This window comes from Enterobacter bugandensis (assembly GCF_900324475.1).
GTDB classification, from domain to species: domain Bacteria; phylum Pseudomonadota; class Gammaproteobacteria; order Enterobacterales; family Enterobacteriaceae; genus Enterobacter; species Enterobacter bugandensis.
This window is the reverse complement of the sequence record NZ_LT992502.1, coordinates 2,041,249-2,056,421: the sequence shown is the minus strand read 5'-3', so window position 1 is coordinate 2,056,421 and position 15,173 is coordinate 2,041,249. Positions and strand designations below refer to the sequence as shown.

General features: G+C 56.6%; 14 protein-coding genes. 9 read left to right on the top strand and 5 right to left on the bottom strand.

Annotation, left to right across the window (positions count from 1 at the left end; all coding sequences use genetic code 11):
* Positions 1 to 39: 39 nt before the first annotated feature.
* Positions 40 to 1,686: a class I fumarate hydratase FumA gene (gene fumA, locus DG357_RS10095; protein ID WP_028012930.1), complete on the bottom strand. Its 1,647-nt coding sequence runs from the start codon at positions 1,684 to 1,686 to the stop codon at positions 40 to 42.
* A 199-nt stretch (positions 1,687 to 1,885) separates the two neighbouring features.
* Here fumA and manA point away from each other — a divergent pair, with 199 nt between their 5' ends.
* Both manA and DG357_RS10085 read left to right on the top strand, forming a co-directional pair.
* Positions 1,886 to 3,061, top strand: coding sequence for a mannose-6-phosphate isomerase (manA, locus tag DG357_RS10090; RefSeq protein WP_028012929.1), 1,176 nt, complete (start codon positions 1,886 to 1,888; stop codon positions 3,059 to 3,061).
* A gap of 99 nt (positions 3,062 to 3,160) precedes the next feature.
* Positions 3,161 to 4,693, top strand: coding sequence for a YdgA family protein (locus tag DG357_RS10085; RefSeq protein ID WP_047365362.1), 1,533 nt, complete (start codon positions 3,161 to 3,163; stop codon positions 4,691 to 4,693).
* 38 nt (positions 4,694 to 4,731) lie between these two features.
* Here the strand turns inward: DG357_RS10085 and DG357_RS10080 are convergent, their stop codons facing one another.
* The gene (locus tag DG357_RS10080) at positions 4,732 to 5,586 is read right to left on the bottom strand and encodes an alpha/beta fold hydrolase (RefSeq protein WP_088205346.1); all 855 of its coding nucleotides are present in this window, start codon (positions 5,584 to 5,586) and stop codon (positions 4,732 to 4,734) included.
* Positions 5,587 to 5,601: 15 nt separating this feature from the next.
* Positions 5,602 to 6,582, bottom strand: coding sequence for an MBL fold metallo-hydrolase (locus tag DG357_RS10075; RefSeq protein ID WP_048959888.1), 981 nt, complete (start codon positions 6,580 to 6,582; stop codon positions 5,602 to 5,604).
* 107 nt (positions 6,583 to 6,689) lie between these two features.
* Here DG357_RS10075 and DG357_RS10070 point away from each other — a divergent pair, with 107 nt between their 5' ends.
* Positions 6,690 to 7,586: a LysR family transcriptional regulator gene (locus DG357_RS10070; protein ID WP_088205345.1), complete on the top strand. Its 897-nt coding sequence runs from the start codon at positions 6,690 to 6,692 to the stop codon at positions 7,584 to 7,586.
* Between the two features lies 1 nt (position 7,587).
* Here DG357_RS10070 and DG357_RS10065 read toward each other — a convergent pair whose 3' ends face one another.
* On the bottom strand, positions 7,588 to 8,616 hold the full coding sequence (locus tag DG357_RS10065; RefSeq protein ID WP_063438372.1) for a Mal regulon transcriptional regulator MalI: 1,029 nt from the start codon (positions 8,614 to 8,616) through the stop codon (positions 7,588 to 7,590).
* Positions 8,617 to 8,793: 177 nt separating this feature from the next.
* On the opposite strand from DG357_RS10065, the gene malX reads away from it, so the two are divergent.
* The 3 genes from malX (at position 8,794) to add (ending at position 12,705) form a co-directional block, all read left to right on the top strand.
* A complete protein-coding gene (malX, locus tag DG357_RS10060) occupies positions 8,794 to 10,386 on the top strand; it encodes a maltose/glucose-specific PTS transporter subunit IIBC (RefSeq protein ID WP_028012923.1) in 1,593 nt (530 codons plus the stop codon).
* Positions 10,387 to 10,434: 48 nt separating this feature from the next.
* Entirely contained in the window at positions 10,435 to 11,607 is a 1,173-nt protein-coding gene (locus tag DG357_RS10055; RefSeq protein ID WP_088205344.1) for a MalY/PatB family protein, read from the top strand.
* Positions 11,608 to 11,703: 96 nt separating this feature from the next.
* Positions 11,704 to 12,705, top strand: coding sequence for an adenosine deaminase (gene add, locus DG357_RS10050; RefSeq protein ID WP_028012921.1), 1,002 nt, complete (start codon positions 11,704 to 11,706; stop codon positions 12,703 to 12,705).
* Positions 12,706 to 12,759: 54 nt separating this feature from the next.
* Here add and DG357_RS10045 read toward each other — a convergent pair whose 3' ends face one another.
* Positions 12,760 to 13,800 (bottom strand): oxidoreductase, encoded by a 1,041-nt coding sequence (locus DG357_RS10045; protein ID WP_048956290.1) that lies wholly within the window; start codon positions 13,798 to 13,800, stop codon positions 12,760 to 12,762.
* Positions 13,801 to 14,041: 241 nt separating this feature from the next.
* Between DG357_RS10045 and blr the strand changes: the two genes are divergently transcribed.
* The 3 genes from blr (at position 14,042) to DG357_RS10030 (ending at position 15,143) form a co-directional block, all read left to right on the top strand.
* Entirely contained in the window at positions 14,042 to 14,167 is a 126-nt protein-coding gene (gene blr, locus DG357_RS10040) for a division septum protein Blr (RefSeq protein WP_168733269.1), read from the top strand.
* Between the two features lie 233 nt (positions 14,168 to 14,400).
* Positions 14,401 to 14,616 carry a transcription modulator YdgT gene (gene ydgT / locus DG357_RS10035; RefSeq protein ID WP_013096896.1) on the top strand — a complete coding sequence of 72 codons (216 nt, stop codon included), beginning with the start codon at positions 14,401 to 14,403 and terminating at the stop codon, positions 14,614 to 14,616.
* Positions 14,617 to 14,702: 86 nt separating this feature from the next.
* The gene (locus DG357_RS10030) at positions 14,703 to 15,143 is read left to right on the top strand and encodes a DUF2569 domain-containing protein (RefSeq protein ID WP_025758365.1); all 441 of its coding nucleotides are present in this window, start codon (positions 14,703 to 14,705) and stop codon (positions 15,141 to 15,143) included.
* The last annotated feature ends 30 nt before the right edge of the window (positions 15,144 to 15,173 follow it).

The following is a 15,173-nucleotide window of genomic DNA, read 5'->3' as shown; positions in this document are numbered from 1 at the left end:
TGATGTCGGGTGGCGGCGGCGCCACCCGGTTTTTTCAATTTACTTCACGCACGCCGAACACTGGGACGACTGGATCTGCTTGAAGAAGTCGTTGCCTTTGTCATCCACCAGGATAAACGCCGGGAAGTCTTCCACTTCGATTTTCCAGATCGCTTCCATACCCAGCTCCGGGTATTCCACGCACTCCAGGCTCTTGATGCTGCCCTGCGCCAGAACCGCCGCCGGGCCGCCGATGCTGCCGAGGTAGAAGCCGCCGTGCTTGTGGCACGCGTCCGTCACCTGCTGGCTGCGGTTGCCTTTAGCGAGCATGATCATGCTGCCGCCGTTGGCCTGCAACTGATCAACGTACGAGTCCATACGCCCTGCCGTGGTGGGGCCTAACGAGCCGGAGGCATAGCCTTCAGGCGTTTTCGCCGGGCCCGCGTAGTAGATCGGGTGATCTTTAATGTACTGCGGCAGCCCTTCGCCGTTGTCCAGACGCTCCTTCAGCTTCGCGTGCGCAATGTCGCGGCCCACGATGATCGTGCCGTTCAGGGAGAGACGGGTCGAGACCGGATACTGAGAAAGCTGCGCCAGAATCTCTTTCATCGGACGGTTCAGGTCAACGCGAACCGCTTCACCCTCACCCGCTTTACGCAGCGCTTCCGGGATGTATTTGCCCGGGTTATTTTCCAGCTTTTCGATCCACACGCCTTCGCGGTTGATCTTGGCCTTGATGTTGCGATCCGCAGAGCAGGAGACGCCCATCCCGACCGGACAGGAGGCACCGTGGCGCGGAAGACGGATCACGCGCACGTCGTGGGCAAAGTATTTGCCGCCAAACTGCGCCCCGAGGCCCAGATTACGCGCCTCTTCCAGCAGCTCCTGCTCAAGCTGCACGTCGCGGAACGCCTGACCGTGCTCGTTACCTTCAGTAGGCAGTCCGTCGTAGTATTTGGTTGAGGCCAGCTTGACGGTTTTCAGCGTGCTTTCAGCCGAGGTTCCGCCAATCACGAAGGCGATATGGTACGGCGGGCACGCCGCGGTGCCGAGGGTACGCATCTTCTCAACCAGGTAATTTTTCAGCTTGCCCGGAGTGAGCAGCGCTTTGGTTTCCTGGTAGAGATAGGTTTTGTTGGCTGAACCGCCGCCTTTGGCGATGCAGAGGAATTTGTACTCGTCACCGTCGACGCTGTAGAGGTCAATCTGCGCGGGCAGGTTGGTGCCGGTGTTGACCTCTTTGTACATATCGAGCGCCGCGTTTTGCGAGTAGCGCAGGTTGTCTTCGGTGTAGGTGTTGTAGACGCCGTGCGCCAGCGCCGCTTCGTCACCACCGCCGGTCCAGACGCGCTGGCCTTTTTTACCGACGATGATCGCCGTGCCGGTGTCCTGGCACGTAGGCAGAATGCCTTTCGCCGCGATATCGGAGTTACGCAGGAACTGCAGGGCAACGTACTTGTCGTTTTCGCTGGCTTCCGGGTCGCTCAGAATATCGGCAACCTGCTGCTGATGCGCGGGGCGGAGCATAAAGGAGGCATCGTGGAAAGCGTGCTGCGCCAGCAGCGTCAGCGCCTGCGGATCCACCTTGAGGATCTCTTGTCCTTCAAACTCAGAGACGGAGACGTGATCGCGGGTTAACAGGTAATACTCGGTCTGATCCTTACTGAGGGGGAAAGGATCCTGATAATGGAAGGGTTTATTCGACATTGTTCTCTCACTTACTGCTTCGGTCTGTTTATTCAGGGCAGATGTTCCGCTGCCCGGCTTAAAAGCGAGTCAGCTTATCCTACACAATTTTTTAACAAAAACTGAGACTAGTACGACTTTTTACATCCACAGGTTACTTCCACGTAGTTTATTGCTTTAATACCCGGAGTTAATTCCACATTTGAATCAGGGCTTGATAATGCAAAAACTCATTAACTCAGTGCAAAACTACGCCTGGGGAAGTAAAACTGCGTTAACGGATCTCTACGGTATCGCGAACCCGAACAACCTGCCGATGGCGGAACTGTGGATGGGGGCGCACCCGAAGAGCAGCTCAAAAATTGAAGACGCCAGCGGCCAGGTACGCAGCCTGCGTGACGTGATTGATGCCGATAAAGCCGCACTGCTGGGCGACAAGGTGGCTCAGCGCTTTGGCGAACTGCCGTTCCTGTTTAAGGTGCTGTGCGCCGACCAGCCGCTCTCCATCCAGGTTCACCCGAACAAAAAAGCGTCTGAAATCGGCTTTGCCAAAGAGAACGCGGCGGGCATCCCGCTGGACGCCGCCGAGCGTAACTACAAAGATCCTAACCACAAGCCGGAGCTGGTTTTTGCGCTGACCCCGTTCCTGGCGATGAACGCCTTCCGCGAGTTTTCAGAGATTATCTCCCTGCTGCAGCCGGTCGCGGGTGCCAACAAGGCTATTGCCCACTTCCTCGAAAACCCAAACGCGGACGCGCTCAGCCAGCTGTTTGCCAGCCTGCTGAATATGCAGGGTGAAGAGAAATCTCACGCGCTGGCGGTGCTGAAAGCGGCCCTGAACAGCCAGCAAGGGGAACCGTGGGAGACCATCCGCCTGATTTCCGAGTTTTACCCTGACGACAGCGGCCTGTTCTCCCCTCTGCTGCTGAACGTGGTGAAGCTGAACCCGGGCGAAGCGATGTTCCTGTTCGCGGAAACCCCGCACGCCTACCTGCAGGGCGTAGCGCTGGAGGTGATGGCCAACTCTGACAACGTGTTGCGCGCGGGCCTGACGCCGAAATATATCGACATCCCTGAGCTGGTTGCCAACGTGAAGTTTGTAGCGAAGCCTGCCGCGGAGCTGCTGACTCAGCCGGTGAAAAACGGTGCAGAGCTGGACTTCCCGATTCCGGTTGAGGATTTTGCGTTCTCCCTGCACGACCTCAATCAGACGGAAACGACAATCGCACAGGAAAGCGCGGCGATCCTGTTCTGCGTCGAGGGCGAAGCAACGCTGCGCAAAGGCGAGCAGCGTCTGGTTCTCCAGCCTGGCGAGTCAGCATTCGTTGCAGCCAATGAGTCCCCGGTCAGCGTAAGCGGCACCGGTCGCCTGGCGCGCGTTTTTAATAAGCTTTAAGCACTTACTGAATTTTTTAACAACTCTTGCTAAGCTAGTTGAAGGCTTAATATCTCCGGGCGGTTTTTACCGCCTGGTTTCATTTTAGGGATAGTCGCAATGAAAAAATCGGTCGTAGCGGTTGGAGTGATTGTAGCGTTAGGCGTGGTCTGGACGGGTGCCTCCTGGTTTACCGGGAAACAGCTGGAAGGCCGTCTGGCTGAGATGGTGGCGCAGGCTAACGGAGAAATTAAGCGCAGCGCGCCGGAGGCGGGTCTGGAGCTGAGCTACCAGAACTATCAGCGCGGCGTGTTCACCAGCCGCATGCAGCTGGTGGTGAAGCCGGTGGCCGGTGCGGCAAACGGCTGGCTGAAGCCGGGACAGAGCGTGGTGCTGGATGAAGTGGTAAGCCACGGTCCGCTGCCGCTGGCGCAGCTAAAGTCGTTTAACCTGATCCCGTCCATGGCGTCCGTTCATACCGTACTGGTGAATAACGACGTCACTAAACCGCTGTTTGACCTGGCGAAGAATGAATCACCTTTCGACATTAACACCCGTATTAGCTACTCCGGTGATACCAGCTCTGATATCGCGCTGAAACCGCTGAACTACGAGAAAGAGAACGAAAAAGTCGCCTTCAGCGGTGGCCATTTCAAACTTGATGCGGATCGGGACGGCAACGTCTTCTCCATGACGGGTGAAGCGGAAAGCGGCCTGGTCAACGCCGTGAACGAATATAACCAAAAAGTTCAGCTCACCTTCAACAACCTGAAAGCCGACGGCAACAGCCGTATGACCGACTTTAAAGAGCGTATCGGCGATCAGAAGCTCTCCGTGGATAAGATTGCTATCGCAATTGAAGGAAAAGAGATGGCCGTGCTGGAAGGCATGGACGTTAACGGTCAATCCGACGTATCCAAAGACGGTAAGAGCATCAATACCCAGCTGGATTACACGCTGAAGAGCCTGAAAGTGCAGAATCAGGATCTGGGCACCGGCAAGCTGTCGCTGAAGATCGGCAATATCGACGGCCAGGCATGGCACGAATTTAGCCAGAAATACAGCAAAGAGAGCCAGGCGCTGCTGACCGACGCCGCGCTGCAGCAGAACCCGGAAGTGTACCAGCAGCAGGCGATGGCGGTGCTTTTCAATAACCTGCCAATCCTGCTGAAAGGCCAGCCGGTGGTCACCGTTGCGCCGCTGAGCTGGAAAAACAGCAAAGGCGAAACCAGCTTTAACCTGTCGCTGTTCCTGAAAGATCCTGCAGCCGCCACGGGTGAACCGCAGACGCTGGCGCAGGAAGTGGATCGCAGCGTGAAGTCGCTCGACAGCAAGCTGACCATCCCGATGGATATGGCGACCGAGTTTATGACCCAGATTGCGAAGCTGGAAGGCTACGGCGATGAAGATGCCGGCAAGCTGGCGAACCAGCAGGTGAAAGGTCTGGCGGCGATGGGTCAGATGTTCCGCATCACCAAAGTGGAAGACAACACCATTTCCACCAGCCTGCAATATGCCAACGGCCAGGTAACGCTGAACGGCGACAAAATGCCGCTGGAAGAGTTTGTTGGCATGTTTGGTATGCCGACGCTGGGAATGCCGGAACCGGCTGAACCCGCAGCGCCAGCCGTACCGGCGGCACCGCAGCAGTAAACCTCAAAACCCCTCGCAAGAGGGGTTTTTTATTGCCCTTAACCTTTCCATCCCTCCAGGAAATCCAGCAGCAAGGCGTTAACTTTCTCAGGCTGTTCCTCCTGAGGAAGATGGCCGCACTCGTCGATACCGTGCGCCCGCAGGTTATCCGCCATTTCAGCCCAGACGCTTTGCATATCGAAGAGCTTTCCGACCGCGTGAAAATCATTGCCCCACAGCGACATTACCGGACAGGCGATTTTCACGTCAGCGTCGGCAAGATCCTGCGCCACGTCTTCCGCGTTGGCGCGATAGTCAGCCATCGCGCCTCGCACGGCTCCGGGCGCCTGATACGCGCGAACATAGGTGTCAAACGCCTCGCCGCTGATGGTTGACGGATCGTAGGTCCAGTCTGAGAAAAAGTGGCGCAGCCAGATATTTTCACGTCCTGCAATCAGCGCTTCCGGCAGATCGGGCACAAGATGGAACAGGAAGAACCAGTATGCGCGGGCTATGGACGCATTCAAATCGCGCGCCACTATACGCGTTGGCACGTTATCCATGACCACCAGACGATCCACCAGCTCAGGGTAATCTTTTGCAAACCGCGTCGCGACGCGCGCCCCGCGATCGTGCCCCACCAGCACCACCTTCTGTAACCCCAGCGCACGCATCAGCTCACGGATGTCCCGGGCCATGTTCCGTTTATCATAGCCAGAAGCCGGTTTATCCGTTTCGCCATATCCTCGCAAATCCGGCGCGATGACGCGGTAGTGCCGGGACAATACAGGTATCTGGTAGCGCCAGGCATAGTTTGTTTCAGGAAAACCGTGCAGAAGAATAACCGGCGCGCCTTCACCCTCTTCAACCACAAACTGGCGAATGCCGTTTGCCGTTACGGTGTAACTTTTCATATTCATAACCTTACTTTATTTCAGCAGAGGCACGTTGGCCGCACGTTGATAAGGACCGTAATTTACAGGGTTCCAGCTATAGCCCTGCTGCCAGGCGGTGATATGCCCAATACCGGGGAAAGGCAGATGCGCAGCGGCCATCCACTCGCCGTCTTTCGCCAGGGCGTTAAATTCCTGCGCCCGGGACGAGATGGCTTTTTTCGAATCGACATCAAAGCGAATAGACACTTCAGGATGCGGGAACTGGACGGCTGGCGCATGAATCAGATCCCCAATGAAGTTAATAGCCGTCCCCTGCGACGCAAAGCGATAAACGGTACTGCCGGGCGTATGGCCAACGGCATAGGCCGTCTGGACTTCCGGGATCGGCGAAGCTGGCGGAACGAAGGTTTTAAGATGTCCGGAGGCTTTATACTCAGACAATGCTTTTCGGGCGATAGCAAAATACTCTTTCGCATTAGCCGGCGCGCTCGCTTCTTTTGCAGGATCAAGCCAGTAGTCGGCCTCCCCCTGCGGTACATAGACGGTGGCATTGGGGAACAACGCTTTACCGTCTGCATCGCTCAGGCCACACACGTGGTCAAGATGCAGGTGAGTCAGGAAAATGGTATCAACCTGCTCGGGACGATAGCCTGATGCTTTCATATTGTTAACCAGCTGGCCGGCCGTTTCCGGCACGCAGTGCCCCGCTCCGCTGTCAATCATGACCAGATGTTTACCGGTATTAACCAGGAAAGCGTTAAAAGCGGTCGGCATGCGTTCGGCATCGATTTTATGCTGAGCCAGCAGTTTACGAACCTTGTCGTCTGAAAGACCGTGGAGTAATGACGGCGAAAGGTCGTTATAGCCGTCGAACAGCGCCGTGACCTCATATTCCCCTACCGCCAGACGATAATATCCGGGGACCTGCTGCTTCACCTGCGCAGGTGCGTCAGCCCAGGCGGCACTTACCAGTAACAGGCTGCTGAATGCCAGAACCGTTTTCAACTTTTTCATCTTCACTCCAGATTGATATTTTTCAGGTTGTGAAGAGACTATGGCAGCGTAACGATAAATACTGTAGATATGTACTTTGATAAGGCAGCATAACGAAAAGCGATACAATGAAACTGGAAGACGTTGAAGTGTTTGTCGAAGCGATTAAGGCGGGTAGCCTGGCGGGCGCCGCGCGTCGGCTCTCAATGAGTGCCATGGCGGCGTCACGCTCTCTTAACAATCTTGAGGCTGAGCTGGGGGTCAGGCTGGTGCATCGCACCACGCGATCCCTTTCACCCACCAGCGATGGTGACGTTTTTTTGCCTCATGCGCAGGCGTTGCTGGAAGATAAAAATAACGCGCTGGCCGATCTGTTTCCTGATGGTACGCACCTGTCCGGACGCCTTCGCATTACCGCCTCAGCGGCGTTTGGACGCAAGATCGTTGCACCGATGTTGCCGCTGTTTATGCAGCAACATCCTGCCCTGCAGGTCGACCTGCTGGCAACCGATGAGCAAATTGATATTGTCGGGAAAGGCATAGACGTGGCGTTACGCATTGCACCGCTGCGCGATAACCGGTTAGTCGCACACCGCATCTGTGATAACCCCCGCGAGCTTTGCGCCAGCGCGGAGTATCTCGCCGCGTACGGTTCACCGAAATTGCTTAACGATCTGGCTGGACATAGCTGCCTGACCACCTCAGATACGACACACTGGTCATTTGAAAAGGGTGAACAGCGCTACAAACAAAAGGTGTCAGGCCGATTCTCGGCTAACTCTATTGAGGCGATTTTCGAGGCTTGTCTGGGGGGACTCGGCATCGCAAATTTATCTCGCTGGTACGTAGAGCCTGCCATTGCTGAGCGTAAACTCGTGCGGATCGTCCTGGAAGATGCTCAGCCGGAATCGCTGGCCATTTGGGCGGTTTACCCGACCTCCCGGCTGATCCCGGCAAAAGTACGAAAATTTGTAGAAGCCCTGGAGACACATCTGACGCTCAACCCGCTTACGCAGCAGAGCTGAGTTATTTCACCGTCACCAGCCGCGCCGCCACAATCTGGTGCCCGGACTGGACATCCATGTTGTCGATGCGCTGCATAATTCTGTCTGCCAGCGTGTAGCCCATCTCCCGCGCAGGGGTGGTAGCCCAGACGATGGGGAGATCGTCCAGCGCGTTTTCACCAACGTCGGCGAACGCCCCTAACGCCACCTGATGGCCGAAGAAGGTTTCCACCCCGCCCTCGCCGCTCTGACGCCCGGCGCGGATCAGGCCAAACCAGGCCCCCATGGCAATCACATCGTTGTAGCAAATCACGGCGCTGATCGTCGGATTGCTTCGCAGCAGCGCGCCTATCGCTTCCGCCGCTTTCTTCTGGCTGGATTCACACTCCACGACCCATTCGCTGTGGAACGGCAGGCCGTATTTAATCAGCGTCGCGCAGTAGCCGCCGACCCGCTCGGCGCGCGTCAGGGAGGAGCTTTTCCCTCCCAGCCAGGCAATGCGCTGATGCCCGCGGCGAATAAGATGTTCGGTCAACATTTGCGCGGCCTGCATGTTATCCGGGCGCAGCGTATCGGCCTCGTCCAGATAGCTGGCGCGCGAGGCGAACACCAGCGGCACGCCTTTTTCGGCGGCACGCTCGCACAGTTCGCTACCCACGCCCGACGCTCCGGCGACGATCACTCCGTCAACCCCCTGGGTCAGCAGCATATCGAGACGGGAGAGAAGCTGCCCGGCCTCGCGCCCGCCGTGCAGCAGAAAGACCATCCGCCCCTGCGCTTCCAGCGCTTCGGTTAACCCGGCGGTCAGCTCCGCATAAAAAGGTGACGTCAGGTCACGGACAATCAGGCCAATCACCCCGCTTTGCCCGCCGCGCAGCGCCGACGCCTGACGGTTACGCACAAAGCCCAGCTGTTCAACCGCCTCGTTCACCCTCTGACCGGTTGCGGGCGAGATGCGCCCTTTACCACTGAGCACGAGAGAAACGGTGCTGACGGAAACCCCCGCCGCCAGCGCGACATCGTTGATGGTGACTTTTTTCGCTACAGCCATGTGTCAGCGTGACTCCCTGAAATGAGATCGGTAAAACGTTTTATCAATACGTTATCTTTATACTACCAGTCAAAGCCTGAGAATGTGATTTAGCGCGCACTAAACTTTGATAAAACGTTTTATCTTCTCGCAGCATTGAAGCAGGCAAACTGATTTTAACTATAAAGGAGTCGTTTTATGACGGCGAAAACAGCACAAAAAATATCGCTGTGGGAGTTTTTCCAGCAACTGGGTAAAACCTTTATGCTGCCCGTGGCGCTCCTCTCGTTCTGCGGGATCATGCTCGGGATCGGCAGTTCGCTGAGCAGTAAAGACGTCATCACGCTGATCCCGTTCCTCGGTACTCCCGTGCTGCAGGCGATCTTTATCTGGATGAGTAAGGTCGGCTCCTTCGCGTTTAGCTTCCTGCCCGTGATGTTCTGCATCGCCATCCCGCTGGGCCTGGCCCGCGAGAATAAAGGTGTCGCGGCGTTTGCCGGGTTTGTGGGTTACGCCGTGATGAACCTGGCGGTTAACTTCTGGCTGACCGCGAAAGGCATTCTGCCGACGACCGATGCTGCCGTGCTGAAGGCCAACAACATTCAGAGCGTGATTGGTATTCAGTCTATTGATACCGGGATCCTCGGAGCGGTGATCGCCGGGGTCATTATCTGGATGCTGCACGAGCGCTTCCACAATATCCGCCTGCCGGATGCCCTGGCCTTCTTCGGCGGTACCCGCTTCGTGCCGATTGTCACCCTGGTGGTCATGGGTCTGTTCGGCCTGATCATTCCGCTGATCTGGCCGGTCTTTGCGATGGGCATCAACGGCATTGGCCGCATCATCAACGGCGCGGGAGATTTTGGTCCGATGATCTTCGGCACCGGCGAGCGTCTGCTGCTGCCGTTCGGCCTGCAGCATATCCTGGTGGCCCTGATTCGCTTCACCGAAGCGGGCGGTACCATGGAGGTGTGCGGTCACGACGTGAGCGGTGCGCTGACCATCTTCCAGGCGCAGCTGAGCTGTCCGACTACCCACGGCTTCTCTGAAAGCGCCACCCGCTTCCTGTCTCAGGGTAAAATGCCGGCCTTCCTCGGCGGCCTGCCGGGTGCCGCGCTGGCGATGTATCACTGCGCGCGCCCGGAAAACCGACATAAAATTAAAGGGCTGCTGATCTCCGGCGTGATTGCCTGCGTCGTGGGCGGCACCACCGAGCCTATCGAATTCCTGTTCCTGTTTGTTGCGCCGGTGCTGTATCTCATCCACGCGCTGCTGACCGGCCTCGGCTTTACCGTGATGGCGGTGCTGGGCGTCACCATCGGCAACACCGACGGCAACGTGATTGACTTCGTGGTGTTCGGGATCCTGCACGGCCTGTCAACCAAGTGGTATCTGGTGCCGGTCGTGGCGGCTATCTGGTTCGCGGTGTACTACGGTATCTTCCGCTTCGCCATCACCCGCTTTAACCTGAAAACGCCGGGCCGCGATACCGATACCGCCACCAGCGTTGAGCAGGCGGTGGCCGGTACTGTGGGCAAATCCGGGTATAACACCCCTGCCATTCTGGCTGCGCTGGGCGGTGCGGATAACATTACCTCGCTGGATAACTGCATCACCCGCCTGCGTCTGTCGGTGGCGGATATGTCAAAAGTAGATACCAACGCCCTGAAAGCCAACCGGGCCATCGGCGTGGTACAGTTAAATCAGCACAATTTGCAGGTGGTTATCGGCCCGCAGGTTCAGTCGGTGAAAGATGAGCTGGCAACCCTGATGCGAACAGTAGAAGCCTGATGCCTCAACCCCCTCTCATGAGGGGGTTTTACTTTAAGGATTAACGTCATGTTTGATTTTTCTACCGTCGTGGATCGTCACGGCACCTGGTGTACGCAGTGGGACTACGTCGCCGACCGCTTTGGCGCGGCGGATCTGCTGCCCTTCACCATCTCGGATATGGACTTCGCCACCGCCCCCTGCATTACCGACGCGCTGCATCAGCGCATCAACCACGGCGTGCTGGGCTACAGCCGCTGGAAAAACGACGAGTTTCTTGCCGCTGTTGAGCACTGGTTTCGGCAGCGCTTTAACAGCCGCATTGATAAAGAAACCATCGTTTATGGCCCTTCCGTCATCTACATGGTGTCAGAGCTGATCCGCCTCTGGTCAAAGCCCGGTGACGGCGTGGTGGTTCACACCCCGGCGTACGATGCGTTTTACAACGCCATTGGAGGCAATGCGCGTCAGGTAGTGGCTGTTGAGATGGAAAAGCAGGCGACTGGCTGGCAGGGCAATATAGCGGCGCTTGAAGCGGCCCTGGCGAAACCGGAAAACAAAATTCTGCTGCTGTGCAGCCCGCAGAACCCGACCGGAAAAGTATGGACTCTTGAAGAATTGACCCATATGGCAGAGCTTTGCGCACGCTATGACGTGGCGGTTATCAGCGATGAAATTCATATGGACATGGTGTGGGGGGCGCATCGCCACACCCCGTGGAATGCGGTAGCGCGCGGCAAATGGGCGCTTCTCACCTCCGGCTCGAAAAGCTTTAATATTCCGGCACTGACGGGCGCATACGGCCTGATCGGCGATGAAGAGAGCCGTAACGGCTATCTCAGCGCGCTAAAAGGACGGGATGGGCTATCTTCCCCTTCCGTGCTGGCGCTGACGGCCCATATCGCCGCCTATCAGCAGGGAGAGCCGTGGCTTGATGCCCTGCGTCGTTATCTGGAAGAGAATCTGTTGTATATCGCACAGGAATTAAACAGTGCTTTTCCGAAACTGAACTGGCAGCCGCCGGAAGCAACCTATCTGGCCTGGATTGACCTGCGCCCGCAGAACATTGACGACAGGGCACTGCAAAAAGTGCTGATCGAGCAGCAAAAAGTCGCCATCATGCCGGGATACACGTACGGAAACGAGGGTAACGGCTTCGTGCGCCTTAACGCCGGCTGCCCACGCAGCAAGCTGGAACAAGGGGTGCAGCGCCTCATCGCCGGGATCAACACGCTCCTGTAATTTGTTTGCGCAACGGAATATTCCCTTGCGCAAATAGCTTTTTACCCCGTTTTGTTTTTATAATATGGCGCACTTTAACCCGAAAAGAGTGCGACCATGATTGATACACGCCTGCCCTTAACTGATATTCATCGTCACCTTGACGGTAACATTCGTGCCCAAACCATCCTCGATCTTGGCCGCCAGTTCAACTTAACGCTTCCCGCTCAGACGCTTGAGTCGTTGATCCCACACGTACAGGTCACCTCCAATGAACCGGACCTGGTCAGTTTCCTGAGCAAACTCGACTGGGGCGTGAAGATGCTGGCCTCGCTGGATGCCTGCCGCCGCGTGGCGTTTGAGAACATTGAAGACGCGGCCCGTAACGGCCTGCACTACGTTGAGCTGCGCTTCTCGCCGGGCTATATGGCGATGACCCACAGCCTGCCCGTTGCAGGCGTGGTGGAGGCCGTCATTGAAGGCGTCCGCGAAGGGTGTAAAACGTTCGACGTTCAGGCCCGCCTGATCGGCATTATGAGCCGCACGTTCGGCGAAGCCGCCTGCCTGCAGGAGCTCGAAGCGCTGCTGGCGCACCGCGATGCCATCACCGCCGTCGACCTCGCCGGCGATGAGCTGGGCTTCCCCGGCAGCCTGTTCCTCTCCCACTTCAACCGCGCGCGCGATGCCGGCTGGCACATTACCGTCCATGCGGGTGAAGCAGCGGGCCCGGAAAGCATCTGGCAGGCCATCCGCGAGCTGGGCGCCGAGCGTATCGGCCACGGCGTGAAGGCGGTAGAAGACCGCGCGCTGATGGATTTCCTGGCGGAGCAGCGCATCGGCATTGAGTCGTGCCTGACGTCCAACATTCAGACCAGCACCGTGGCAACGCTGGCGCAGCACCCGCTGAAAACGTTCCTTGAGCACGGCGTGCTGGCCTCGCTGAACACGGACGACCCGGCGGTTCAGGGCGTGGATATCATCCACGAGTACAACATCGCCGCACCGCAGGCGGGCCTGAGCCGCGAGCAGATCCGCCAGGCGCAGATCAACGGGCTGGAGATCGCCTTCCTTACGCCTGCAGAGAAGCAGGCGCTGCGGGATAAGGTGGCAACCGCGTAAACCCTTTTGCCGGGTGGCGGCTACGCCTTACCCGGCCTACAACAACGTCAAAACTTATGCCAGACAGAGCGTGGCGCGATGTTTGGCAGATTCGATCCCCAGCTCAATCAGCTCCATAATCTGAATCGCCTGGCTGGCCGGAACAGGGTTCTCCCCCGTGCCGTTAAGCGCATCGCGGATGGCAGCATAATAAGCCGGATAGTTACCCGGGATCGTTAACAGGGTTTCCTCAACCAGCTCCTCACCTTCCGTCCGTGTCACGACGCCGTCGCGCATATCATAGCCCCAGTCTTCCTGCGGCAGACGTTCACCGTTTTTGAGGCGGTCTTCCTGCGGATCGAGGCCAAACTTCACGTAGCTCCCGCGCGTGCCGTGGATGATATAGCGGGCAGATTCCGCGGCCGCGACCATCGTGCCGTGCAGCACAATCCGCCGCTGCGGGTAACTCAACACCGCGTGGAAGTAATCCGTTGTCTGCGCACCGGGCCTCAGCTGGGCCAGATCGACCGTCATGCTCACCGGCAGCCCAAACAGATTCACGGCCTGGTCCAGCAGATGCGGGGCTAAATCGTACCAGATGCCGCTGCCCGGACCGGCCTGCTCGCGCCAGCGGTTTCTCACCTGCGGACGGAAGCGGTCAAAATGTGATTCAAAAAAAACAATCTCTCCTAACGTGCCTTCCCCGAGAAGCGTTTTTACCGTCAGGAAGTCGCTATCCCAGCGGCGGTTATGGAAAACGGACAGCACTCTGCCCAGGCTTTTTGCCAGCGCCTCCAGCTCACGCGCCTGTGACAACGTCACGGTGAAGGGTTTGTCAACAACGACGTGCTTCCCGGCTTCCAGCGCGGCTTTCGCCAGCGGGAAGTGCGTGTCGTTCGGGGTGGGAATAACAATTAAATCGATATTCGGATCGTTGAAAAGGTGTTTAGGCTCGGAGACAACCGGCACTGCGGGCCAGTCAGCGTGGACTTTGGCGGCGTCGCTGCTGGATACCGCCGCCAGCGCCATTCCCGGCGTTCCGGCTATCAGAGGCGCATGAAACGTTTTGCTCGCGTACCCGTAGCCTATAAGCCCGACGCGGATGTTATCACTCATCGTGTTGTCCTCTTTTTGCATTTCTTATTTCATACTGGCTTTTCTGGCATTGTCCTCATTAATAATGAGCCATGGCGCTTAAAATAGCAGGCTGTACCGGCTATTTTTGTTACATAGTATTAACCTTCTGATTTTGTTTAAGGGAATCGTTCCCAAAGCGCTTGCCGTCAGAGAAACAGCGCTGTAACATTTGCGACCTGTATTTATGGATAAATTACAACAGTGAATCATGGCATCAATTATTAATCGAATCATTGAATTAGCGGGATGGATTGTTCTTGGGGTTTCGGTCATTTTGCTCGGCGTAGCCAGCCATATTGATAACTACCAGCCGCCGGAGCCTGCTGCCGTCACCCATCCTAAGTAACCGGTTGCTGCTTTAAAGAGTGACATAATGTGTCAGTTTCGTATTGCCAGCCCTGGTGAACGCGGTTAACCTTCTCTTCCAGGCATCACCTTCGGTGCCTGAATTTCAGCAAAGAAAACTCCTAATTTCGTCGCGTTATCTGAGTGGGCTGTTTACGTCTGTATTAATCCGTTTATTATTTGACCGAATTACCTTAACTGGTATTACTCACTTTTATATGGAAAATTATTAATATGACAGTTCAGGACTATTTATTAAAATTTCGCAAGATCAATTCGCTTGAGAGCCTGGAAAAACTGTTTGACCATCTGAACTACACCCTGTCGGATAATCAGGACATTATCAATATGTATCGCGCCGCTGACCATCGCCGTGCGGAGCTGGTCTCCGGCGGACGCTTGTTTAACGTCGGCGAGGTGCCGAAGTCCGTATGGCGTTACGTTTTATAAGAAAGTAGCCATCCGCGCGAAATGTTATATACTCTCCGCCCTGCAAACTGGCTGTACAACATTTCGCGCAGATAATGGGAGAGTTCATGACCGCAACGCCTGGAGAACGCATCGGAGGCTGGTTAATCGCCCCACTGGCATGGCTGCTGGTTGCCTTATTAAGCGCATCGCTTGCGCTGCTGCTTTATACCACCGCATTGATTACCCCTCACGCTATTCAGACCCTGATGTCGCAAAGCGTGCTGAATATAGCGATGTGGTTTGTGTCGTTCGTTTTCGCGATTGGGATGTGGTACTACACCCTGTGGCTGACTATCGCCTTCTTTAAGCGCCGCAAGAGTGTGCCTAAGCACTACATTATCTGGCTGCTGGTCTCGGTCCTGCTGGCGGTTAAAGCGTTTGCTTTCTCGCCCGTGTCTGACGCGCTTGCTGTCCGCCAGCTGCTTTTCCCGTTACTGGCCGCGGCGCTGCTGGTGCCCTATTTCAAACGTTCAACGCGTGTGAAAAACACCTTCGTGAACCCGTAATAACCTTACAGATAACCTGTTGTCGCCTGC

Excerpts from the sequence above, each read along its gene's own strand:
- DG357_RS10055 (WP_088205344.1), top strand. The coding sequence starts at position 10,435 with ATGTTTGATTTTTCTACCGTCGTGGATCGTCACGGCACCTGGTGTACG.
- DG357_RS10075 (WP_048959888.1), bottom strand. The coding sequence starts at position 6,582 with ATGAAAAAGTTGAAAACGGTTCTGGCATTCAGCAGCCTGTTACTGGTA.
- DG357_RS10080 (WP_088205346.1), bottom strand. The coding sequence starts at position 5,586 with ATGAAAAGTTACACCGTAACGGCAAACGGCATTCGCCAGTTTGTGGTT.
- DG357_RS10065 (WP_063438372.1), bottom strand. The coding sequence starts at position 8,616 with ATGGCTGTAGCGAAAAAAGTCACCATCAACGATGTCGCGCTGGCGGCG.
- manA (WP_028012929.1), top strand. The coding sequence starts at position 1,886 with ATGCAAAAACTCATTAACTCAGTGCAAAACTACGCCTGGGGAAGTAAA.
- malX (WP_028012923.1), top strand. The coding sequence starts at position 8,794 with ATGACGGCGAAAACAGCACAAAAAATATCGCTGTGGGAGTTTTTCCAG.
- DG357_RS10070 (WP_088205345.1), top strand. The coding sequence starts at position 6,690 with ATGAAACTGGAAGACGTTGAAGTGTTTGTCGAAGCGATTAAGGCGGGT.
- fumA (WP_028012930.1), bottom strand. The coding sequence starts at position 1,686 with ATGTCGAATAAACCCTTCCATTATCAGGATCCTTTCCCCCTCAGTAAG.
- add (WP_028012921.1), top strand. The coding sequence starts at position 11,704 with ATGATTGATACACGCCTGCCCTTAACTGATATTCATCGTCACCTTGAC.
- DG357_RS10030 (WP_025758365.1), top strand. The coding sequence starts at position 14,703 with ATGACCGCAACGCCTGGAGAACGCATCGGAGGCTGGTTAATCGCCCCA.
- DG357_RS10085 (WP_047365362.1), top strand. The coding sequence starts at position 3,161 with ATGAAAAAATCGGTCGTAGCGGTTGGAGTGATTGTAGCGTTAGGCGTG.
- DG357_RS10045 (WP_048956290.1), bottom strand. The coding sequence starts at position 13,800 with ATGAGTGATAACATCCGCGTCGGGCTTATAGGCTACGGGTACGCGAGC.
- ydgT (WP_013096896.1), top strand. The coding sequence starts at position 14,401 with ATGACAGTTCAGGACTATTTATTAAAATTTCGCAAGATCAATTCGCTT.